This window comes from Staphylococcus sp. FSL W8-1268 (assembly GCF_038003965.1).
Taxonomy (GTDB): Bacteria; Bacillota; Bacilli; order Staphylococcales; family Staphylococcaceae; genus Staphylococcus; species Staphylococcus hominis.
The window spans coordinates 394,598-416,900 of the sequence record NZ_JBBOQE010000001.1 but is presented as its reverse complement, the minus strand read 5'-3'; the positions used below and the strand labels follow the sequence as shown (position 1 = coordinate 416,900).

The 22,303-nt window shown below is 32.9% G+C and carries 19 protein-coding genes; 3 read left to right on the top strand and 16 right to left on the bottom strand.

What is annotated here, in order from left to right; genetic code table 11:
- Nucleotides 1–129 precede the first annotated feature (129 nt).
- Nucleotides 130–948, bottom strand: coding sequence for an SDR family oxidoreductase (locus NST64_RS01995; RefSeq protein ID WP_002448573.1), 819 nt, complete (start codon nucleotides 946–948; stop codon nucleotides 130–132).
- A 215-nt stretch (nucleotides 949–1,163) separates the two neighbouring features.
- Here NST64_RS01995 and ppx point away from each other — a divergent pair, with 215 nt between their 5' ends.
- Nucleotides 1,164–2,705 carry an exopolyphosphatase gene (ppx, locus tag NST64_RS01990; RefSeq protein ID WP_340731027.1) on the top strand — a complete coding sequence of 514 codons (1,542 nt, stop codon included), beginning with the start codon at nucleotides 1,164–1,166 and terminating at the stop codon, nucleotides 2,703–2,705.
- 98 nt (nucleotides 2,706–2,803) lie between these two features.
- A complete protein-coding gene (locus tag NST64_RS01985) occupies nucleotides 2,804–4,969 on the top strand; it encodes an RNA degradosome polyphosphate kinase (protein WP_107632282.1) in 2,166 nt (721 codons plus the stop codon).
- 56 nt (nucleotides 4,970–5,025) lie between these two features.
- Here the strand turns inward: NST64_RS01985 and NST64_RS01980 are convergent, their stop codons facing one another.
- Complete coding sequence (locus NST64_RS01980) at nucleotides 5,026–6,258, bottom strand: acetylornithine deacetylase (RefSeq protein ID WP_107632281.1); 1,233 nt, start codon at nucleotides 6,256–6,258, stop codon at nucleotides 5,026–5,028.
- 124 nt (nucleotides 6,259–6,382) lie between these two features.
- Nucleotides 6,383–7,078, bottom strand: coding sequence for an SDR family oxidoreductase (locus tag NST64_RS01975; protein ID WP_002448484.1), 696 nt, complete (start codon nucleotides 7,076–7,078; stop codon nucleotides 6,383–6,385).
- 152 nt (nucleotides 7,079–7,230) lie between these two features.
- Here NST64_RS01975 and NST64_RS01970 point away from each other — a divergent pair, with 152 nt between their 5' ends.
- Complete coding sequence (locus NST64_RS01970) at nucleotides 7,231–7,512, top strand: DUF1413 domain-containing protein (RefSeq protein WP_002488818.1); 282 nt, start codon at nucleotides 7,231–7,233, stop codon at nucleotides 7,510–7,512.
- A gap of 156 nt (nucleotides 7,513–7,668) precedes the next feature.
- Here NST64_RS01970 and NST64_RS01965 read toward each other — a convergent pair whose 3' ends face one another.
- From NST64_RS01965 to NST64_RS01905, 13 genes are all read right to left on the bottom strand, one after another.
- The gene (locus NST64_RS01965) at nucleotides 7,669–7,860 is read right to left on the bottom strand and encodes a hypothetical protein (RefSeq protein ID WP_002448449.1); all 192 of its coding nucleotides are present in this window, start codon (nucleotides 7,858–7,860) and stop codon (nucleotides 7,669–7,671) included.
- Between the two features lie 331 nt (nucleotides 7,861–8,191).
- Nucleotides 8,192–11,023, bottom strand: a complete 2,832-nt coding sequence (locus tag NST64_RS01960) for a DEAD/DEAH box helicase (RefSeq protein WP_340731026.1) — start codon at nucleotides 11,021–11,023, stop codon at nucleotides 8,192–8,194.
- Nucleotides 11,023–11,418: a (deoxy)nucleoside triphosphate pyrophosphohydrolase gene (locus NST64_RS01955; RefSeq protein WP_002488794.1), complete on the bottom strand. Its 396-nt coding sequence runs from the start codon at nucleotides 11,416–11,418 to the stop codon at nucleotides 11,023–11,025. Before NST64_RS01955 ends, NST64_RS01960 begins: the two co-directional genes overlap by 1 nt.
- A 442-nt stretch (nucleotides 11,419–11,860) precedes the next feature.
- Nucleotides 11,861–12,727 carry a UTP--glucose-1-phosphate uridylyltransferase GalU gene (gene galU / locus NST64_RS01950; protein ID WP_002448353.1) on the bottom strand — a complete coding sequence of 289 codons (867 nt, stop codon included), beginning with the start codon at nucleotides 12,725–12,727 and terminating at the stop codon, nucleotides 11,861–11,863.
- 158 nt (nucleotides 12,728–12,885) lie between these two features.
- Nucleotides 12,886–14,241: a gluconate:H+ symporter gene (locus NST64_RS01945; RefSeq protein ID WP_002488781.1), complete on the bottom strand. Its 1,356-nt coding sequence runs from the start codon at nucleotides 14,239–14,241 to the stop codon at nucleotides 12,886–12,888.
- Nucleotides 14,242–14,284: 43 nt separating this feature from the next.
- A complete protein-coding gene (gene gntK, locus NST64_RS01940) occupies nucleotides 14,285–15,823 on the bottom strand; it encodes a gluconokinase (protein WP_002488737.1) in 1,539 nt (512 codons plus the stop codon).
- Nucleotides 15,824–15,845: 22 nt separating this feature from the next.
- Complete coding sequence (locus tag NST64_RS01935) at nucleotides 15,846–16,526, bottom strand: GntR family transcriptional regulator (protein WP_002488719.1); 681 nt, start codon at nucleotides 16,524–16,526, stop codon at nucleotides 15,846–15,848.
- A gap of 116 nt (nucleotides 16,527–16,642) precedes the next feature.
- Nucleotides 16,643–17,365, bottom strand: coding sequence for a MerR family transcriptional regulator (locus NST64_RS01930; RefSeq protein WP_002488749.1), 723 nt, complete (start codon nucleotides 17,363–17,365; stop codon nucleotides 16,643–16,645).
- Nucleotides 17,366–17,456: 91 nt separating this feature from the next.
- The gene (locus NST64_RS01925) at nucleotides 17,457–18,332 is read right to left on the bottom strand and encodes an alpha/beta fold hydrolase (protein WP_002448335.1); all 876 of its coding nucleotides are present in this window, start codon (nucleotides 18,330–18,332) and stop codon (nucleotides 17,457–17,459) included.
- A gap of 123 nt (nucleotides 18,333–18,455) precedes the next feature.
- Entirely contained in the window at nucleotides 18,456–19,157 is a 702-nt protein-coding gene (locus NST64_RS01920; RefSeq protein WP_002454864.1) for a GTP pyrophosphokinase, read from the bottom strand.
- Nucleotides 19,158–19,313: 156 nt separating this feature from the next.
- Nucleotides 19,314–19,727, bottom strand: coding sequence for a DUF2188 domain-containing protein (locus tag NST64_RS01915; RefSeq protein ID WP_002448481.1), 414 nt, complete (start codon nucleotides 19,725–19,727; stop codon nucleotides 19,314–19,316).
- Nucleotides 19,728–19,799: 72 nt separating this feature from the next.
- Nucleotides 19,800–21,737 (bottom strand): FUSC family protein, encoded by a 1,938-nt coding sequence (locus NST64_RS01910; RefSeq protein ID WP_199184098.1) that lies wholly within the window; start codon nucleotides 21,735–21,737, stop codon nucleotides 19,800–19,802.
- Between the two features lie 111 nt (nucleotides 21,738–21,848).
- Nucleotides 21,849–22,133 (bottom strand): putative quinol monooxygenase, encoded by a 285-nt coding sequence (locus tag NST64_RS01905; protein ID WP_002448351.1) that lies wholly within the window; start codon nucleotides 22,131–22,133, stop codon nucleotides 21,849–21,851.
- Between the last annotated feature and the right edge of the window lie 170 nt (nucleotides 22,134–22,303).

The following is a 22,303-nucleotide window of genomic DNA, read 5'->3' as shown; positions in this document are numbered from 1 at the left end:
AGGAAAGACGACAACAATATTATAACATTTTTATAAAATATGATAATTTATCTAAATACATAAAAAGCAAGAGACAGCTTCACATTGAAGCCATCTCTCACATTTAAACGCTAATATATCCATTATGATTTATTCTACAGAATGTTTCCATTTATCTTCACTTAACATTTCACCAGGCCAAGTGTATGCCATCACACCGCCATCAATACGAATCGTTTCACCTGTAATAAATGAACTATCATCTGATGCTAGGAAAGCAACCAATTTACCTACTTCTTCAGGTTGTCCTAAACGACCAAGTGGAGTGACCCATTTCTGATTATCACGGAACGTTTTACCCGCTTCATCTTCAGATGTACCAGCTAAATGATCTACAAGCGGTGTTTCAATGGTACCTGGTGCAATCGCGTTCGCACGAATATTTTCACGTCCATATTCAATCGCAATCGATTTAGTGAAATTAATGACGCCACCTTTAGCGGCATTATAACCAGAACGATACAAGTCTGCTGCTTGTCCTGAGAATGAAGCTGTATTAATGATTGAACCCCCATTATCCAACATTAATGGTAATAAGAATTTCGTTACTAAGAACGTCCCTCTCATATCAACAGACATAATTTTATCAAATACTTCAACTGGATATTCATGAATACGTCCTGCCCCATTATCTACACCTGCATTGTTGAAGATAATGTCAATGTGACCATAGTCTTGTTTAACTTTCTCAGCAAAATCTTTCACTTGTTGATCTTGAGAGATATCAACTTTATAAGCTGTCGCTTTACCGCCTTCTTGATTAATATCATCTACAGTTTTTTCTAATTCATCTGAAATATCAAGTGCTAAGACATGTGCCCCTTCTTTAGCTAACACTTTTGCTGATGCTTGTCCAATACCGGTACTTGCACCTGTGATGACTGCAATTTTATCTTCTAAACGTTTCATCTTGTCACACTCCTAGTGAACTTGTTTTCTAATACAACCTTATTGTTCCACTAAACAGTTTAGATTAAACGTTATACTAAAAATGAAATCGTTTTACAATTGAATTCTTTTTTATATTCAAAGAAATGCAAATAGGATTCGTATCTTTTTCTATTTATAAAATTCATGTAAAATAAAACTATAATAGGAAGTATTGAAAGACTTAGGAGGCCATGATGGAAGAACGTATAGGATTAATAGATATTGGCTCAAATACGATTAGATTAGTTATCTTTAGATTTAGCAAAGATGCAGGATTAAATGAATTGCTCAACATTAAAACGCCTGCTCGCTTGAGTCAATACTTGACAAAAGAAAATAAAATGAGCCAAGAAGGCATTAACGTACTCATTGAAGCATTACGCAGTTTTAAATCTGTATCTGAAAAATTTAAAGTAAAAGCATTACATCCTATCGCAACAGCAGCGATTCGTCAATCTGAGAATAAGGATGACATTGTTAAAAGAGTGAAAGATGAACTTGATATTGAAATCTCAATTATTCCTGAAAAAGAAGAAGCATATTATGGTTACTATGCTATTACTCATACCACTGAAATTGAAAATGGCGTATCTGTAGACATCGGTGGCGGTTCAACGGAAGTTACTTTATTTAAGGATAAAGAACTATTTGAATCACATAGTTTTCCTTTCGGGGTAGTCACGTTAAAACATAAATTCTTTGATGGCAAAGACCACAATGATAAAGGTGCGATCAAAGATATGGAGAAATTTTTATCTCAACAATTTAGTACATTGGATTGGCTTAAAGATCAAGAGATTGCCTTAGTCGGCGTTGGTGGTTCTGCACGTAACGTAGCACGTATTCATCAATCTGAACACGCTTATCCTATAAGTGGCGTACACAATTATACAATGTCAGATAAAGATATTGATGAAGTGTACAACATGATACGTAAAAGTTCACGTGATGAGTTAAATAACCTAGATGGATTAAGTCGCGATCGTGCAGATATTATTCTTCCAGCAGTATCAGTATTTAAGACACTTTATAAAAAAATAGATGCGAAGCAATTCACATTTTCAAGAAATGGCTTACGTGAAGGCTATATTATTAAACAAATTCGCTCACGCTATCCAGATGTATTTGACAAACATAATGTGCGTAAAGAAGCGATTTATTTCTTAGCACATGACTATCATATCGAAGAACATAGCTCGCAAGGTCGTCTAAAATTAGCGCAATCTTTATTAAAACAATTAATGGATTTAGGTGATTTAAAGATTAATGACACAGAGCAACGTCTCTTTGAAGAAGCAACCTATATTTATTATTTAGGTAGATTTATTGATTCAGATTCAAGTTCTCCACATACGTATTATATTATCGCGAATTCAATGATTAATGGGTATACACATAAAGATCGCGTTAAACTCGCCCTTTTAGCAAGTTTTAAAAATAAATCTTTACTTAAGTTCTATTGTAAAGAAACAGATTGGTTTAGTAATAAGGAAATTGAAACCATTCAAGCATTAGGTGGCATTATTAAATTTGTGAATGCTTTAAATATTTCACAAACTAGCTTTTTTCAAGACGTGAGTTTAAAAGAAACGAAAAAAGGCAATGACGATTATGAACTGACCGTACATTATACTGAAGGCGAACCGATTGCTGAGAAATATCAAGCATTAAGACAGAAAAAGCATATTGAAAAGATTCTTAAAGGATCAGTATCCATTGTCTTTACAAAATCTTAAAATTTGTATGCTATATTATAGATAGTTCTGTCATAGACTATATATGTTTATAAATAGAAAGATTGATAATCGAAGAAATGACGAGGTGTATTTTGAATATGCAAACTCAATTGGGAGACTATGATATTAGCTTGCCGAAATACTATAATAATCGCGAACTTAGTTGGTTAGATTTCAACTATCGTGTATTACAAGAAGCTTATGATAACAACAATCCACTATTAGAAAAATTAAATTTCGTATCTATCTTTAGTTCGAACTTAGATGAATTCTTTATGGTGCGTGTGGCTGGTTTAAAAGACCAAGTAAAAATGGGATTCGATAAACCTGAAAATAAAACACAAATGACACCACAAGAACAAGTAGATGCTATTCAAGAAAAAGCTAAAAATTATGTCAATATGCAATATGAACGCTATAACGAACTTATCGAAGAATTACGCAATTATGACATTGTGATGTGTAAACCAGAAAACTTATCTGACTCTATTTTAAGTAAGTTAGAAAGGGATTTTAAACTCACGATTTTACCAACGTTAACACCACTTGGTATAGATGCATACCACCCTTTCCCAAAACTAAATAATAAAAGTCTAAATATCTTCGTAGATATCGATACAGATGATGCCATTAACTCAGCTATTGTTCAAATTCCATCTCTTATCCCTAGATTCTTAACTTATAATGAAGGCTCAAAACAATATGTAGTCATGGTAGAAGATGTCATTACACACTTCATCAATCACTTATTTACAGGCTATGAAGTATTAAATACCTTTACATTTAGAATTACTAGAAATGCTGATTTAACGATTCATGAAGATGGCGCTGAAGACTTACTTATCGAAATCGAACGTTTCTTAAAAGAACGTAAAAGTGGTTCGGCTGTACGTTTAGAAGTCGACAATCGTACCGCTTCTATCGAAGATTTAGGATGGTTAACAGACACTTTAGAAGTGGATGAACAAGACGTTTACTTACTTAATGGACCTTTAGATTTAACATTTATCTTTGGCTTAGTTGATCATCTATCCCATAAATTAAAATATTTAACATATGATAAATACACACCACAAATTCCACGTTCATTAGGTAACAATAATGTGTATGATCTTGCATTAAAACGTGATGTCTTTTTCCATCACCCATACGAATCATTTGAGCCTATTGTAGACTTTATTCGTGAAGCAGCTGAAGATCCTAACACGATTGCGATTAAACAAACGCTTTATCGTGTGAGTAAAGACTCACCAATTATTAAAAGCTTAAAAGAAGCGGCTGAAAATGGTAAACAAGTAACTGTACTTGTAGAATTAAAAGCACGTTTCGACGAAGAAAATAATGTTCATTGGGCACGTATGTTAGAAGATGCAGGTTGTCACGTTATTTATGGTATGACCCATTTAAAAACGCATAGTAAAATTGCTCTAGTCGTTAAACGCATCGGTGGCAAATTAACTTCATTCGTACACTTAGGTACAGGTAACTATAACGATAAAACTGCAAAACTATACACAGATATGGGTGTGATTACGACAGATACATTAATTGCTGAAGATGCCATTAATTTCTTTAACTATTTAAGTGGTTACTCAGTTAAACCTGAATATAATAAATTAATTGTCGCACCCTTCGATATTCGTGACGTCTTTATTGATCGGATTGATAAAGAAATTGCAAGTCATCGTCAACATGGTAACGGTAAAATTATGATGAAAATGAATTCCTTAACTGATAAGGCCATCATTGAAAAATTATTTGAAGCATCTCAAGCGGGTGTTACCATTCAACTTATTATTCGTGGTATCTGTTGCCTAAAACCAGGCATTCCAGGTGTCAGCGAAAATATTGAAGTTGTAAGTATTGTAGGTCGTCTATTAGAACACTCTCGTATTTATTACTTCTACAATAATGGTGACGAACGTATTTATTTATCATCTGCAGACGTCATGACACGTAACATGATTAAACGTGTTGAAATCTTATTCCCTGTAGAAGATAAAGAAATCGGTAAACGTCTTGTAGACTTTATGAATTTACAATTATCTGATAATCAAAAAGGACGTTATCAAGATCAGTATGGTGAGTATCATTACGTTCAAAATGATTTATCTCCATTAAATTCACAAGCTTACTTGATGAAAGAAGCAGTTAAGTATGGTAAAAAGCTAAAAAAGGAGGCAACCCAGCCTTCAGGAATGCCCGTCGTTTCTAAAAGAAGAGCGAGCTGGGTCAATCGTCTTCGAAACACATTAAAAAAATAATGTGACTATAAAATAGCCAAGTCGTGTCATTCAACAGCACGACTTGGCTTTTTAATTTATTTCTCAGGATGGTCATACCAGTGTTTTAAGAATGTATATAACACCTCACTATAAGTTTGAAGTTCTTGTGCTTCTATCTTTTCATCTACACTATGAGCTTCTTCTAAACTACCTGGACCATATAAAATGGTTGGAATATCAAAATGAGCAGTCCAACCTCCATCTGTCACTGTGGTACTCATACCATGTTTCATTTCACTGTGATGAACGTGATAATGTGCATCTTGTAATTGTTTAAAGCCTGGATGTTCTAATGGAATAGTAAAACTTGGGAAAATTTCTCCTTTATCTTCTATCATTGATTCACCGCCCCATTCGAACTGTAACGGGTTCTCTCTTAACCAAATGTCTGCATCTGCAACACGATTTAAATATGCTTCTATCTCTTTTGTAACGTCTTCATAACTTTCATTTGGTAAATAATGAACCGTAATCCATAAACAACATTCATCAGCAATAAAAGCAGGATGGCGTCCTCCTTCAATCACTGCTGGATTAATCGTATTCGCACCTGGCGGCATACCAGGACTATGTTTCATCACTGCCCAGTGCTGTTCAAGTTCATTCAGTGCTTGAATGATTTTGGTCATTTTTTCAATTGCACTCGCACCAAATAAACCTCCACCTGCATGAATCGTTTGACTACGTGCGCCATCATGAATGGTATTCTTACTTTTAACCGTAATCCATCCTGTAATGACTCCGCCTTGTCCAAGTGCCATATTTTCACTTGTATCTAATACTAATGCCAAATCTGCGTGAGGACCGATTTCACATGCGCGTTTCGTCCCCGCTTCACCCACTTCTTCTCCTACTACAGATTGCACGACAATATCTCCTTTAGGTCGTCGTCCTTCTTGATGTAACTTTTCAAGCACATAAAACAGCGAGGCCATACCGCCTTTCATATCACTCACACCACGACCATATAGCCATCCCTCTTTTTCAGTCAATTGAAACGGTGGATATTGCCAATTAGAATCATCGTCCACATTCGCCACATCTACATGACCATTGAGAATTAATTTAGGTGCATCCTCATCTTCCCCTTTTAATGTTGCGACGATAACACTATCATTTTCATATAAATGTTCACGTTGAATATCAAAATTTAGTGTTTTTAATAAGTGTTCAATGTCATCTTGTAAAGGATCCGTATTACGTCCAGGAGGACTCTCCGTATTATATTTAACTAATACATCTAACAATTCAAATAAACGTTGTTCCATCACTTTATCACCCTTTTAAGTTATATGATCTTTCAATATAAGTGTAACATTTCAACACTAATATTGAAGGGTAAAAAGGAGCGTTTCCTACCATAGGCAAGAAACGCTCTTATTCTCATTAGATTTAAACTGGACGAACGACGACTTCATTAACGTTTACATGTGCAGGTTGCGTCACTGCATAGATTACCGCATCAGCTATATTCTCAGGATCTAATTTCTTTCTATCACCAAAGTCATATCCTTCTGTCATAGGTGTATCTACCATTCCTGGTAAAATACTGGTTGATTTAATACCCGTTCGCGCAAGCTCTTTTTCTAAAGCTTCTACAATACGTAATACAGCAGATTTCGTTGCACTGTATAATGCACTCGTCTTATTAACTTCAAAGCCTGAAATAGATGCCATATTGACAATATGACCACTAGATTGTTCTTCAAAATGAGGAAGTACAGCATTCAGACCATATAACAATCCTTTAATATTCGTATCAACCATTTTATCCCAATCGTCTACTTTGTAATCTGTGATTTTAGAAGATAAGTTAATGCCTGCACAATTGACAAAGATATCAATTTTTCCAAATTTAGCAATCGCATTTTCTACAAGAGCATCCACATCATCACGATACATCACATTGGTTGGCGTAATAAGATAGTCTCCTTCATTCAAATGTTCTGCAACACGTTGTAACTTCTCATCATTACGACCAGCTAGCACAACTTTAGCACCTTCTTCAGCAAGTCGTTTGGTCGTTGCTTCACCAATTCCACTACTCGCACCTGTAATTATCGCAACTGTATCTGTTAATTTAGCCATATTCATCATCCTTTATTGTTGTTTATTCATCCATTTCCATAATTCTTTATACATAAACGTCATTATCAATTTAAAGTCTCAATTATAGATTGTAATTTAAACTTAAACGTAATAAAGTGAAGATATATGACTATAAATAAAGGGGAATAGATATGTCTGTGATTGCGAAAGATTTTAGTCCATTAGTTCAAGCATTACGTCAAAAAGTAGGTCGCACAAGTTTTTCATTTCGTTTCGAAGATTTATTTACTAAAGAAGAGTGGTTAAACATGAGTGTCAAAGAACGTACACGCCAAGAAAGGGAATTCATTGCACGAATAGATCACATTCCAAATATTCGAATGCCTTTTGCTAGTGAAGATGGCTATAAGTTCAAATTGTATAATCAAGAGTACCAATATAATGAAGTGAAAAAGAACTTTAAATCTTTATAATAAAAATACCCGCATCAAGGGAAGTGAGATGCGGGTTTTAACACATTATCTAAAAATGATTGGGGGTATATTTAGGATATGCCCTCGACTGCTCACCAACGAGGGCATGATAAGATACGTTCTTGAATGTTATAGGAGGTCATTCAATTTTGTATTTTAATTTGTAACTAGTGTTTTACGTTCGAGACCATAGAAATATAAACGTTCTGCGTCTAAATAAGACATTGAATCAATTGTCATATATCCATCTTTTATATCACTAATTAATCCTTGGTTTACGCCTGTTTTTAAATAAATATCGTAGCTGCCTTCTTCAGAAAAGATAACGCCTTCTATTACTTTTCTCATTAGTATCACTCCAATTACTTATTCCTTACAATTCTTATCATACACGCTTTTTTATATTTTAAAAGGGGTATGTGATACTTTTCACAAATAGTTCAATAATTTGAAAATTCGTTTGTTCATTTTTTCACATGTAAGTTGAATTTAAATGATAAGTGTGTTAGGGAATAAAAAATTTCGATACCTTCATATTCCTTTTTAATTAATTAAAAAAGAAGCATAAAATCATTAAATCTTATGCTTCTTTTCTAAAAAATATTTAGTGATAAAATACGTTTAAATATATATTCACCCAATTTATTTAATTTAATTAAAACTAACAATAAATCGCTATTTAATTTACTAAATATCTATAAATATCATCTCTAATTGGAGTTTTCATTATAAAATTCATGGTCACAATCTTATCTTCCGTGACATTAGTTGTCTCATTTGCGCTACCTTTCACATACTCAGCTTCTCCTAAATAATAATGCTGCGAGCCTTCAGAGTCATTTTTCTTAACAAAAATATATATTGTCTTTCCGTCCTCTTTATGATTAATAATTTGCTTTATTTCTTTATTCTTTAATGATACATTTTTTCTTGAAACCCAAGCAAACTCTTCTTGATTTAAGAAATGATCTTCATATTTTATACTATCATCTATATCTTCTGACTTATGATAAGTAATAAATAATGGTATGTGTTCATCCAAAATTCTATAGCCATATATATTATTTGCCATATTTTTCTCATGATTTCTCCAATTTACTAATTTAAGAAAATCTAAGCGTGTATATTGATTATATAAGATTAAATCATTTCCAGAATCTTGAATTTTTTGATTATAATATTTTGCTATGGCTAGAATATCCAAAACAAATGCTTGATAATCTTCATCTTCAAGATACTTAGAAAAAGTTTTACTTAGTCTTTTTGTCTTGATATCTATAATTGGACTACCATATCTTTCATTTTCATTTTTTCCAAAATAGTTTAAAGATAGAATATTTAAAGAAGTTTCCAAGTCATCTTTAGGTATTGATGCATAATTATTTTCACTTATTATACTTTCTAAAATTTTATAATCAGCTTGTTTTAATCCGGGTAGTAATTCTTTTGATAAAAAAGTTAAATTTTTAACAGCATCTTTATTAAAATCTTTTTCAATATAATTATATTTTTTCAGAAATAAATAATAATTGTTAAACTTAGAGATAATCACTTTGGGATCAATAGAATTTTGAGTAATGAAATCCATAAGCATAGGTATTCTACCTATTCTTTCTTTTACACTTTCAAATGCTTCTTTTATTATTTTAGTACTATTTAAATTAGCATGATCAATTGATTTAAAAATTTTCTTTTTAGCTATTTCCTCAAAGTTAATAGTTGACACACCACTTAATTTATTAGGTTCAGTCAGAAATTTTCGATAGTCGTCTTTGTTATGAGATTGATTATCTGATAAAGCAATAGGAATTAAATAATTATTTTCATAATTTCCAATAAAGTCGATAATCGTTACAAACTCTTTTTCTGAACTTTTTCTTAAGCCCCTTCCAAGTTGTTGAGTAAATATAATGCTAGATTGAGTACTTCTTAGCATTACTATTTGATTAACTTCTGGAATGTCTATTCCTTCATTAAATAAATTAACAGTGACAATATAATTGATTTTTCCATTAACCAATTCATTTATTACTTTTGTTCTCTTATTCTGAGTATCTGAGCCTATTAAAGCTTTACTCGGAATATTATTAAGCGATAGTTTTTCAGCTATTTCAGTCGCTTCTTCTTTTCGACTTACAAAAATAAGTCCTTTTAACTGACTACCTGAGTATCCATAATAATTTGTTTTTTCAATAATATGTTTTATTCTTTCCTCTGAAGTTAAATCTTTTAATTCAGTATAATCATCACTTGTTACACCATTATGAATGTAATCAGTTACTCCAAAATAATGAAAAGGACATAAAATATCGCTCTCTAAAGCTTTAGGTAGCCTAATTTCATAAGCAATGTTATTATCAAATAACTCAAAAATATTTCCTTCATCGGTTCTTTCAGGTGTAGCAGTCATTCCAAGCATAAAATTAGGTTGGAAATAATTCATTATAATCTGATAGGTCGATGCATCTGTTCTATGAGCTTCATCAAAAACAATATAATCAAATTCTTTTTTATCAAAAACTTCATAATTATTATTGTTAGACAATGTTTGAATTGTTGCAAAAAGATATTTTGCTTCGATATCTTTATGTTTACCAGTATAAAAGCCAAAATCCGTTTCTTGATTAAAAGGAAGAACTTTTTTAAATTCTTTCATTGCCTTTTTCAAAATACCTTCATTATGAACAATAAATAAAAATTTTTGAGGATTATAGTTTCTAACATCTAAGGCACATAAAATCGTTTTACCTGTTCCAGTTGCAGAAATTACTAATCCTTTATTCTCTCCAGAATTTCTAAGATTTTTTAAAGACATTAATGCTTCTTCTTGCATAATGTTAGGTTGGATTTCATTAGATTTTTTAAATCGGTTAACCAAATGATTTTGTTCTCTATTTATTTTTAAAAAATCTTTATATAATTTAGACTCAAATATTTCTTCGTAATCATTAATCCATTGAGAATTTAGACTTATACTATTTTCCCAAAGCACTTCAAATTGATTTTTTAAATTATAAATTAACTCTCCGTTTTTATGAGTAGATAATAAAATATTATGTTCATAATTTATTTTCATAGCAGTCGATGTTAAATTGGAACTTCCTATAATCATTGAAGAATAATCTTTATGATCAAATATGTATCCTTTAGCGTGAAAGCCTTCTACATCAGTTAATCGAACTTCTATATTTTCTAGTTTTAATAATTCTCTATACATTTTGGGTGTATTAAAACCTAAATAATTAGAAGTGATTAACTTACCTTTAATCCCTTTATGATTTAAATCATTGAATATAGTTTTTAAACTTGCTAAACCACTTTCTGTTATAAATGCTACAGATATAAAAAAAGAACAACATTTTTCTAATTCATTAATAATAGAAGTAAGCACGTTTTGATTATTATTGTTTACAAGTAACTTAGGAGTTAAATTACTTTCATTTGTCAGATTTTTATCAATAAATCCTTTTTTTAAGGATTGTTTTAGATTTAATATTAGTTTGTCTTCCATTAATTTTTACCTTTAACAATTATTTCTACAGTTGGAATATCAGCAGGCGCCCAATCCAATTCAGTAAGTTCATCGGGTTCTAACCATTTTATTTCTTTATGTTCTGTTAAAGTTGGCATTTCATTATTTAATGTACATTTATAAGTTGTAAGGTTAACGATCCCAAAATCGTATTCATATTCAGCTGCTATTATTTTACTTTCTACAGTTAAATCGCATTTCATTTCTTCATTTATTTCTCTAATTAAAGCTTCTTCTTCTGTTTCTCCCTTTTCTATTTTTCCACCTGGAAATTCCCATTTTAGAGGTAAACTCATATTTTCATTACGTTGTGCACATAGGATTTTATTTTCCGAATAAATAACTGCACCAACAACGTTAATATTTTTTTTCATAAATAACACCTCTGTTTTAGTTTATTTATTATAATTTTATCAAACTTCGCTTTTTCATCAATAACATACTAGGATTGAATTTCTTTAAAAATAAAACATCACTTATCCAAGAAAATTTTAATTCTCCCGAAAAGTGATATTATTAGTCAAAATATTGCTATTGCAATATCTATGATATTCAAATTTTATATTATATAATAAAAATGTCTTAGGAGAAGTCCTAAGACGCTGAGGAAAAGATTCTCAGAAAAAATTTCTGAGATGTTGAGGATTTATGGTTAGAGAAGTGTTTGTCGACAATTTATCTCTTCTCTAATCCAGGGCACGCCTTAGCGGAAAATAGGGTGTGTCCTGTTTTTAGGTTTAGTTTTGATGAGATTGAAGTGTCTAAGAAGATTGAAGAATCACCACTTGTTCTTCAATGTCTTAGGCACTTTAATTATTATAATCCTAAATGTTTAATAAATGTGACGAGTTCATCTTTCATTCTAGGATCTTTTAACGCATATTCTATTGTCGTTTTAACGAATCCTAATTTTTCTCCAACATCATAACGATTACCATCAAAGTCATATGCATACACTGGAACATCACTATTCATACGTTCAATCGCGTCAGTTAATTGAATCTCATTACCGGCGCCTTCTTTTTGTGTTTTTAAATAATCGAAAATTTCTGGCGTTAAAATGTAACGTCCCATAATCGCTAAATTAGAAGGTGCTGTACCTTGTTCAGGCTTTTCAACAAATTGTTTCACCTCATAGCGACGACCTTGTTTCTCTAATGGATCAATAATGCCATAACGGTGAGTCACATGTTCAGGCACTTCTTGCACCCCAATAACAGAATGTCCTGTTTCTTCATATACATTCATTAATTGTTTAATCGCTGGCTCTTCAGATTCCACGATATCATCACCTAATAATACTGCAAACGGTTCGTTACCAATGAATTGACGTGCAGTATAAATGGCATGTCCTAATCCTTTTTGTTCTTTCTGGCGTACATAGAAGATATTCGCTAAATCTGTAGAATAATGTACTTTTTCTAATAAGTCTGTTTTACCTTTTTCTTCAAGGACCATTTCTAATTCTTTTTGATTATCGAAATGATCTTCAATCGCACGTTTATGTTTACCCGTCACAATAATAATATCTTCAATGCCCGCACGTGCCGCTTCTTCAACAATATATTGAATCGTTGGCTTATCTAAAATAGGAAGCATTTCCTTAGGCATGGCTTTTGTCGCTGGTAAAAAACGTGTCCCTAAACCAGCCGCAGGTATGATGGCTTTCTTTATCTGTTTCAAACTCGAATATCTCCTTTGCGCATTCTGTCTTTTATATTATAAGTAAGTTTATCATTCTTTTATTGTCATTCATAGCGATTGACTGTATTCTTCCATGCTATAAAAAAATAAGAAGTAAGATTGAAATTCATTGATTTCTCTCTCACTTCTTTTATAAGTTATACAAACAAACTAATGAATAAGATGAAGATGATGCCCGATACTGAAATGATGGTTTCAAGTAATGACCAAGTTAAGAAGGTTTCTTTAACGGTCAATCCGAAATATTCTTTAAACATCCAGAACCCAGCATCGTTAACGTGTGATAAGATCACGCTCCCTGCACCAATGGCAAGTACGACAAGTGCCACATTTACATCTGAATGTTGTAATAATGGTAAGACGATACCTGTTGTTGAAATCGCTGCGACTGTTGCTGAGCCTAGTGCAATACGTAATACTGCAGCGACAATCCATGCTAGTAAGATAGGTGACAGGGTTGAACCTTCGAATAACTTAGCAATTGTATCCCCTACACCGCCATCAATGAGGACTTGTTTAAATGTACCGCCACCACCAATAATTAAAATCATCATACCGATTGGGTAAATAGCATTCGTTACAGATTTCATAATGTCATCCATTTTTCTTCCTCTATGTAAGCCCATTGAAAAAATAGCAAAGATGACTGAAATTAACATCGCTGTACCTGCTGTACCGATAAAGTAAATAATTTGTTCAAACAGATTTTTAGCATTTTCATGTCCAGTCACTAATTGAACAACCGTTGATAATAACATTAAAATAACAGGTAATACAGCAGTGAGTATACTTAAACCAAAACTTGGCATTTCAGATGCTTTAAATTCTTTTTGTGAACCAAGTGCTGAAATATCCCCTTCACGTGTATAAGCAGATGGGATAAGTTTTTGTGCAACTATATTAAAAATCGGACCTGCAATGAGCGTCACTGGAATAGCAATAATAATCCCATATAGTAACACATGTCCAATATTCGCTTTTAATTCTTTTGCTATGACCACAGGACCAGGATGTGGTGGTAAGAAACCATGTGTCACAGATAATGCTGTTACCATAGGTAATCCTAATTTCAGTGGTGACACTTTCGCACGTTTAGCAATGGTAAAAACAAGTGGAATGAGTAATACGAGTCCTACTTCAAAGAATAATGCAATACCAACGATGAAAGCTGCAATCAGCATCGCCCATTGAACGTGTTTTTGTCCAAATGTATCAATCAGTGTATCCGCAATACGGTTGGCGCCTCCACCATCTGCAAGTAATTTGCCAAGTATTGCTCCTAATCCAAAGATGAGTGCAATATGACCTAGAGTGCCGCCCATACCTGCCTCTATCGTTTCCATTACTTTATTTAAAGGCATACCTAATAAGATAGCCGTGACAATCGATGTAATAATTAATGAAATAAATGTATTTAGTTTTAAGAAAATAATCAGTGTCAGTAGTAATACGATTCCAATAACAACACTTGCTAGTGTCCATATTGTTCCCATTTGTCTTCTCCCCTTTGATGTATAATTGATTTAAATATGTGGATTAATTAATATGTTTACGTTGAAAATCTGCAATTTCTTCATAGCGATCTTCAAGTGTACGGCTTAAGCTTATGAATATCGTTACAAGTTGTTGATATATATTTACTGTATCTTGGTTAGGTTGATGTGCATGAGTCGTACCAACCATATTTTCGATCATCGAATAATCTTCAATGTCTCCCAATGCTTTTAAACCAAGGACACACGCACCTAGACAAGAGCTTTCATAACTTTCTGGTACGATGACATCAGTATCAAAAATATCTGCCATCATTTGACGCCATACTTCACTTTTCGCAAAGCCACCTGTTGCTTTAATCGTATTAGGTGTTTCATTCATTACTTCAACAAGTGCTAAATAGACGGTATAAAGGTTGTACAACACCCCTTCAAGTGCAGCGCGTATCATGTGCTCTTTTTGATGTGACAATGTTAAGCCAAAGAATGAACCCCGTGCATTCGCATTCCATAAGGGTGCACGCTCTCCCGCAAGATACGGATGGAAAATTAAGCCATCTGCCCCTGGCTTAACACGACTCGCTATTTTAGTAAGTACATCGTAAGGATCCACTCCCAGGCGTTTTGCTGTTTCAACTTCACTGGCGAGTAATTCATCTCGTAACCATCGAAGAATGACACCCCCATTGTTGACCGGTCCACCAATCACATAATGCTCTTCATCTAAGACATAACAGAAAATGCGGCCTTTATAATCTGTACGAGGTTTATCAATGACTGTACGAATCGCACCTGATGTCCCAATTGTGACTGCAACTTCACCTTTTTTATAACTATTAACGCCTAAATTTGATAACACCCCATCACTTGCACCAACCACAACCGGTGTATTTTCATCGATACCCATCAATGTGGCATAACGTTTTTTCATCCCTTTTAAAATGTGTGTCGTCGGTACAAGTTGAGGCAATTGAGAGGCTGAAATACCGAGTAATTCAAGTGCTTCTTGATCCCAGTCTAACTGTTGTAAGTTAAACAAGCCTGTCGCTGAAGCCATAGAGTGATCCATCACGTATGCTTCATAAAGTTGATAGAAAATATACGTTTTAATATCCGCAAACATTGCAGTATTTTGATAAATATCTGGTTGCTCATGTTTCATCCAAAAGATTTTAGAGAGTGGTGACATAGGATGAATGGGTGTACCTGTGCGTTTATAAATGTCATGTCCCCCATATTGTTCATTTATCAAGTCAGCATATTGATTCGCACGGTTATCCGCCCAAATTATACTTTCAGTTAAGCGCTCGTGTTGACTATCTAGTGCAATTAAGCTATGCATTTGCGCACTAAAAGAAATGAGTTTAATATCTTCTTTGCGCACCCCAGATTCGCGAACCACATGTTTGACTGTCATTAATACGGCATCGAATAATTCGTCAGGATTTTCTTCTGAAACATCAACGTTTGGTGTATGTAAAGGATAGCCAATATGATGTTTTGTAATAAATTGACCATGTTCATCATAAAGTACTGACTTCGTACTTGTTGTTCCAATATCTACTCCAATCATGTATTTCATATGTATTCCTTCTTCCTTCTATTTATTGTAACCAAAAGCTTTCAATATCTTTACCTACATCATCAAAGTTTAAATGAAACGCTTCTCTTAACGTATCAGTATCATAACGTTCTACCGCTTCTATAAATACCGAATGATTACGGTGTATTCTGTCAAAATCTTCTTTATTTGTTCTCATTCGCTCTCTCATTGAACATAATACAAGTACTTCTACAATGGGTTTCAAATGGTTCCAAAATGTTTGAAGATAATGATGTCGAGAGGCGTGAATCAATGCTTCATGCAATTGAAGATCGTGTTGCGTAAATGATTCAGCATCTTCAAATTGAATAGCGACTTTCATCATTTCTAAATGTTTTTTCATTTCTTTAATCACTTTTTTTCTATCAATATGCTTTAATTTTGAAAATGCAAAGGATTCAAGCATTAATCGTAAATCATATAATTCTTTCTTTTCTTGTTCACCAAATTCAAGAACCCTTGCACCCATGCGCTCGAGGTGAATGAGTTGATTCGTTTGCAGTAATTTAAATGCATCTCTAACCGGAGAGCGACTGACATCGAATTGTTTAGCCACTTGATTTTCAGTTAGTAAAGTATCGGGTTCAAGTGTACTATTAACAATCTGAAACCTAAGTTCCGCAGCGATACTTTCCCCTGTAGTCATTCTGTTTTTCCATTGTTTCGGATAATGTTGTTCCATCTTTTCACCTCAATACGTTAACTTGTATACAAGTATAGTAATACACTCACTCTATTTTTGCAAGCGCTTACTTTTTGTAATTTAAAACACCTAGCTCATGATAAGCCAGGTGTTTATTACGATTCGTTTTGATATACTTCGATACAATAATGTGTTTGATGGCAGTTGGGACATGTTAATTGTCTTGTTTTAGGTGTATGTTTCGCTTTCACGAAGGCACCTAATGTAGGTTTAAATGTATGCTGGCAATTCGGACATAGATATAACACTTTTTTTAAATATATTGCTGTCAGCGCAATGGCATATGTGATTAAGATGGGAAATATAACGATCAACGGCTTAGTTGAACGTCCTAATAGACTTAATAGTAAACCACTATAGTGTATGATCCCTAAGATTCCAGCACTTATCCAAATCTTTTTTCTAAAGTATGTTATTTTATATTCTTGTTTCATAGCGTCATCTATGTCAGTAAGATGGTTAATAGACGCACTTGATTGCTCAGAAATGTATGTGTCGACTTTTTCAATTTGATTTAATGTATGACTGTACACCTCTACTTTTGAGTGTAATGCATCTTTTCTCAATGAAAGTAGTGTCTTAAGTGTGTTCATATTTGTATCTTCATCAAGTAATGTCTTTATTTCATCTAACGTACATCCTAATTGTTTTAATACTAAAATCAGTTCAAGCTGCTTTACATGTTCGTCAGTATAATATCTGCGATTAGAGTCAGTTTGTCGATGAGCTATAAGTAATCCTCTTCGATCGTAATATTGTAGTGTTCGAATCGTGACTTTACTCTGTTTTGCCAATTCTCCAATCGTATAGTGTGACATATCATTCACCTCCTACTGTTAACATAGCTAATGACGCTACGTCATAAGCAAGTATGATTTTAACATTTGCTTATGCAGTCTGCCGGTCGTCTTATTCTTCTTGAATCCACTGTTTAATGTGGTCAATAATACCTATGGTTCCATTAGGCAAATTATCCAAGACAGCAGGAAAGTCGATATGTCCGATACCAGAATATATAACTTCATTTACTTCACCGCCATATTTTTTATACATTTTCATTGTTTCTTGTGAATCAGTGTAAGGAATGATTTCGTCATCTTCTCCTGAAATAAATAAAAGTTTAGGAAATTGCTCTATTTCCTCTATATCTGGAAGGTAATCTGCGTTTGTAGAATAAATGATATCTGTAATAATCGTTTTAATGGGTGCAATATATGAAAATAAGTTACGAATACTATTATTTTTGTTATGAAAAGATTTTTTCAAAATATACTGCGGTAAATTTTTAAAGGCAATCATCTCATCTTTAAAATGATCTCTTTTACTATTTGAAGTAAATAAGCGTGACAACATACTTTGATTTGGTGTAATACGTGCAGCGCTATTTAAATAAACCAGATGTGAAATAGGTAACGTATTAAATTTTAATAAACGTGTGCCTATCATTCCTCCCATAGAATAACCTATGATCACTAAGTTTTTAATACCGTATGTTTCGATAACTTGTGAAAGTACATCATTGATACGCTCAGAATAATCATCTAATGTATGTTGTTCTCTTACAATGTTAGAGCTTCTGCCTCTACTTGGACAGTTAACAAAAATAAGGTTGTTCTCTCTAAAATAAGGCTCAAACAACAACATAATGCGATATGTCATCATTGCTCCATGTATAAATACGATGGTTTTATCTGCATCCATATTTCCGGCAAATGCGACTTCAATGTGTTCACCCTTAAATTGTTTTAGTTCATATCGTTGTGACTTAAAATTCTGTTTAATCATTTTAAAACTCCAAAAAATATATATTACTATTAATTTATTTTATCATAAAAATATATCATTTTATTTTATATAAAAAAGCGAAACAATAGCTATACATTTCTATCGTTTCGCTATATGACTAAATTATTTATCTTTATCTTGAATCTCTGAGTGAATGGTTTGCATTTTTGCTTCGACATCTGAGATTTCTACTGCACATTCTTTAAGTTTGTCTTTATAGTCCTCTGTATTTGTATTATTTTTATAACGAATTTTATGCTCTAAACTTGCCCACATATCCATACCAATAGTTCGAATTTGAATTTCTACTGGTGTAACCTCTACTCTATCAGCTAGAAAGACTGGAATCGACACGACTATATGAAGACTGCGATAACCATTTTCTTTTGGGTGTTGTATATAATCTTTACGCTTAAGTAATTTAACGTCCTCTTGTTTTAATAATAATTTCTCAATCACATAAATATCTTCAAGATAATTACAGACCACACGAATACCAGCGATATCTAAAATATTGGTTTTCGCTGTTTCCGCATCTATAGTTAAACCTTTACGTTGCAATTTTTTAACTAAACTCGTCATTTCTTTGACGCGACGTTCCATATGATGAATTGGATTATGTTTGTAAATATGATTAAAATTGTCATCTAAAATATCTAACTTCGTACTAATCTCTTTTAATGCAGAAGAATATAAATGATCGAGCTCTACGAAACCCACTAGCTTATCGAAGGCTTCATCTCCATTCTTAAACTTATCAATATTTTCTTTGAATTCACTGCGTAGCTCTTCAATGTACAATGATGGTTTTCTCTCTACGTACATATTTGTTGCCTCCTTTAATCATCACTGTATATTATATCTAACTCTTAAGTGAACTAAAAATGATAACCTAGACTTGACGCTACTCATTTAGTCTGAGTCATTTAGTCATAAAAAAAGCCGAATAGCAAGTTTCATTGCTACTCGGACTCTATTACATTATTCATCTTTTTGATGTTCAATCACTTGTGTACCACGATTATCAGCAATTTCTTTGGCACGTTGTTTTGCTTCTTTTTTAGTACTAAACGTATCAGACGCTTGTTTTGCATCTTCTGTTTTAACTTTCCATTCATGATCCTCATAATATACATGAACATCTTCATCATTCAGTTCAGGTCGTGCTGATGGATCTTTTTGATGTTGAGTAATATGTTTATGTTTTAATTCTTCTAATTCTTCTTTACTGGCATCTTTGTACCATTCTTCTGCTTGTTTTGTTGCAATAGGAATAGCGTCTCCCTCTTTGTAGCCATCTTTTAACATCGCATTTGCAATATCAATTGCTTTTTTACGCTCTAATTCATCTAAATGTTTCCAAGTTTGTGGATAATCATTCATTGTCCAAGGCATGATGTCACGCTCCTCTATAGTGTTTAGTAAGCTTTACCACCATACGCTATAATGAAACGTCATACATTGATATTAAGCGTCCACCGTTTTCTGATGATTTGTATAATCAACGTCTTTACGTGTTGCTACACAATTATCTTGTAACTTCATTAAGGCAGATTTTAAATAATTATACTGTGGTAAATCCGTCAATTCTTTTTCATTAAGACTACCGCGTAATTCAAAATGTTTTGCTACATTTTCAAATGTGACAAGATATTCTCCCATTTGTTTTTCTGAAATGCGTTGACGTTGTTTGTCTTGCATTGCACGCATTAACATAAAGCTAATTTCTTCTAAGGCAAAAATACTTGGATAATAATAACGAATGGCCTCTTTACTTGAGAATAATTCACCATTGGCTGAATTGTACACTTGTGTCATATTATTCATTTTTACAGATAATGATAAACTTTCTGTTCTATCACGTGCTGTATCTTGGTATTTATTTTCTGAAAATAAATATTGGAAAATAACCGCTTCTTTACGTACCACTTCTGCAATCACAGTAGGTAACATGGTTGAAGCATTTTTTCGATTAATGATTAAAACACCAATGACCGCAATCACAATCCCGATCAATACGTCAACAATTCGTGTATACGCAATATCAATGGATAAATTACCAGAGGCTAAACCATTTAACAGGATGACTTGTGTTGTAATAAAAATAACTGCAAAAGCATAATTTGCTGCGACAAATCCTTCTGTCATCATAGCAGACAGCCCCATTAAAATGACTGCGACAATTAAATGAGGTTGGAAAAAGAGTATGGCTGATAGAAGTAAAGTCCCTACAATTGTTCCAAGACCACGTGCTAATGAACGGTCTAACATCCGAATCGTCGTTAATCCTAATAATACTGTATGGGCGGATAATGGAATCCAATATGAACGTTGGATATTGAAAAATAACGATACAAAAATAGCTGCGCCCATAATAACAGCATACGTTAATGCATTGCGGAAAATAATGGAATCGAGTGTTAAGTTTTGAACGATACGTTTACTATATAATGGCTTACGAATACTCGCTTCAGATTCTATTTGTTCCGGTTGTAATTGTGCAATTTCGTCTATTTTAAGTATGTGTTGCATCAAACTTTCAAATGGTTCATCCACATCGACTTTTTTCGTCCATTTTTCTCGTTTTGAAGATAATTTATAGGCATTTCTTGTAATCATATCCATCATCTCAATCAGTTCTTGAGGGATGGGACGAATATTTTTTTCATTTAGTTCAAGTAACTCGGCATAAATTCCTTGGGCTGATGTATGAAGAAGCAATAACTTTTCAAAGCGAGAACTTAACTTTTCACTCATCGCAGTAGTCGATGTAATCAATAGTTTCTCTGAATTTTTAAATTTCGTTACTGTGTCTTGTGAAATGTCTTTAAATTTTTCAGCATCATTAAAGTGATGCATTAAATTATTAATCGTCTGAAAGTCAGAGGTAATCGCTCGATCTTCAGCTTTTTGTTTTTGGAATACAATAGTTAAAATGACGACTAATGTCGCTAACATTCCTCCAATAAAAATCGCTAAGCCACGAATCGGTGCTTGTTCTGGAGCGTCAGGTAAGTTACTGGATAAGCAAAATGTAACTAAAAAGAATGTGGATGAAGGACCCGCAATTTTTAACACATTAAATACATAGAATGGAATGACAGTAACGATTAATAATAATACGCCGTACAGAACTGGCTGATTGACAGTTAATGTTCCAAGCATCATACAAATGGTAAAGGATAACGTACAAATAATGACTGTTCTTAACATGGATTGTGCTGAACCTTTAAATACATAAGTATGTGCCAAAGTTCCAGTTGCTACGAGTAGACCAAAACTAAAATGTCCTAGTAAATACCCTATCAATGTTGGGATAATCATTAATAATCCTTGGCGTATACCTTTCCATAGATTAATTTTAGGCTTATCAAACCTTATTAATGAAGCAATCACATGTCCCACTACTATCTTTCCTTTCATTTTTCATACCATCTTATTTCATACCATCTTATCATAACATGATAAACGCCTTGCCCAAGTACAAATATCACTTAGACAAGGCATGTTTAGTTATTATTTTGTTTCTGCTACATCAATGACAGGTTCTTCAGCGACATATTTTCCTATATTTTCACTAAATGCTTTGAAATGATCTGAATGGTTATGTGCTTGAACCGCTTCTTGGTCTTTATAATTTTCAACAACAACGAATGTGTTATGTTCTGCTACATCTTCATAATGAGCATAAAATGTATTACCCGGTTCTTGACGGGAACTTTGAACTAATTTGTTCATTAAATCTAAATAGTCATTACGCACATCTTCTTTAATTTTAAGCTTCGCATTAATAATAATCATATAATCACCTTCCAAATATAATTATAACGTTTTACCCGGATATTATAAAAAGAAAACAGTAGTAAGAAGAGAGGTAACATTGATTTTCAATTCAGTCATCGACAGTCAATATATTAAAAATGCCTGAGACAACTGATGATGTCCCAGGCTTTCACTTTTGTGGATAATGT

What these genes read in the sequence shown, in the direction of transcription:
- NST64_RS01980 (WP_107632281.1), bottom strand. Translation starts at nt 6,258, where the DNA reads ATGGAACAACGTTTATTTGAATTGTTAGATGTATTAGTTAAATATAAT.
- NST64_RS01985 (WP_107632282.1), top strand. Translation starts at nt 2,804, where the DNA reads ATGCAAACTCAATTGGGAGACTATGATATTAGCTTGCCGAAATACTAT.
- NST64_RS01920 (WP_002454864.1), bottom strand. Translation starts at nt 19,157, where the DNA reads ATGTACGTAGAGAGAAAACCATCATTGTACATTGAAGAGCTACGCAGT.
- gntK (WP_002488737.1), bottom strand. Translation starts at nt 15,823, where the DNA reads ATGAAATACATGATTGGAGTAGATATTGGAACAACAAGTACGAAGTCA.
- NST64_RS01905 (WP_002448351.1), bottom strand. Translation starts at nt 22,133, where the DNA reads ATGATTATTATTAATGCGAAGCTTAAAATTAAAGAAGATGTGCGTAAT.
- NST64_RS01995 (WP_002448573.1), bottom strand. Translation starts at nt 948, where the DNA reads ATGAAACGTTTAGAAGATAAAATTGCAGTCATCACAGGTGCAAGTACC.
- NST64_RS01970 (WP_002488818.1), top strand. Translation starts at nt 7,231, where the DNA reads ATGTCTGTGATTGCGAAAGATTTTAGTCCATTAGTTCAAGCATTACGT.
- NST64_RS01915 (WP_002448481.1), bottom strand. Translation starts at nt 19,727, where the DNA reads ATGCCTTGGACAATGAATGATTATCCACAAACTTGGAAACATTTAGAT.
- NST64_RS01975 (WP_002448484.1), bottom strand. Translation starts at nt 7,078, where the DNA reads ATGGCTAAATTAACAGATACAGTTGCGATAATTACAGGTGCGAGTAGT.
- NST64_RS01945 (WP_002488781.1), bottom strand. Translation starts at nt 14,241, where the DNA reads ATGGGAACAATATGGACACTAGCAAGTGTTGTTATTGGAATCGTATTA.
- NST64_RS01930 (WP_002488749.1), bottom strand. Translation starts at nt 17,365, where the DNA reads ATGTCACACTATACGATTGGAGAATTGGCAAAACAGAGTAAAGTCACG.
- NST64_RS01960 (WP_340731026.1), bottom strand. Translation starts at nt 11,023, where the DNA reads ATGGAAGACAAACTAATATTAAATCTAAAACAATCCTTAAAAAAAGGA.
- NST64_RS01965 (WP_002448449.1), bottom strand. Translation starts at nt 7,860, where the DNA reads ATGAGAAAAGTAATAGAAGGCGTTATCTTTTCTGAAGAAGGCAGCTAC.
- NST64_RS01925 (WP_002448335.1), bottom strand. Translation starts at nt 18,332, where the DNA reads ATGATTAAACAGAATTTTAAGTCACAACGATATGAACTAAAACAATTT.
- ppx (WP_340731027.1), top strand. Translation starts at nt 1,164, where the DNA reads ATGGAAGAACGTATAGGATTAATAGATATTGGCTCAAATACGATTAGA.
- NST64_RS01935 (WP_002488719.1), bottom strand. Translation starts at nt 16,526, where the DNA reads ATGGAACAACATTATCCGAAACAATGGAAAAACAGAATGACTACAGGG.
- NST64_RS01955 (WP_002488794.1), bottom strand. Translation starts at nt 11,418, where the DNA reads ATGAAAAAAAATATTAACGTTGTTGGTGCAGTTATTTATTCGGAAAAT.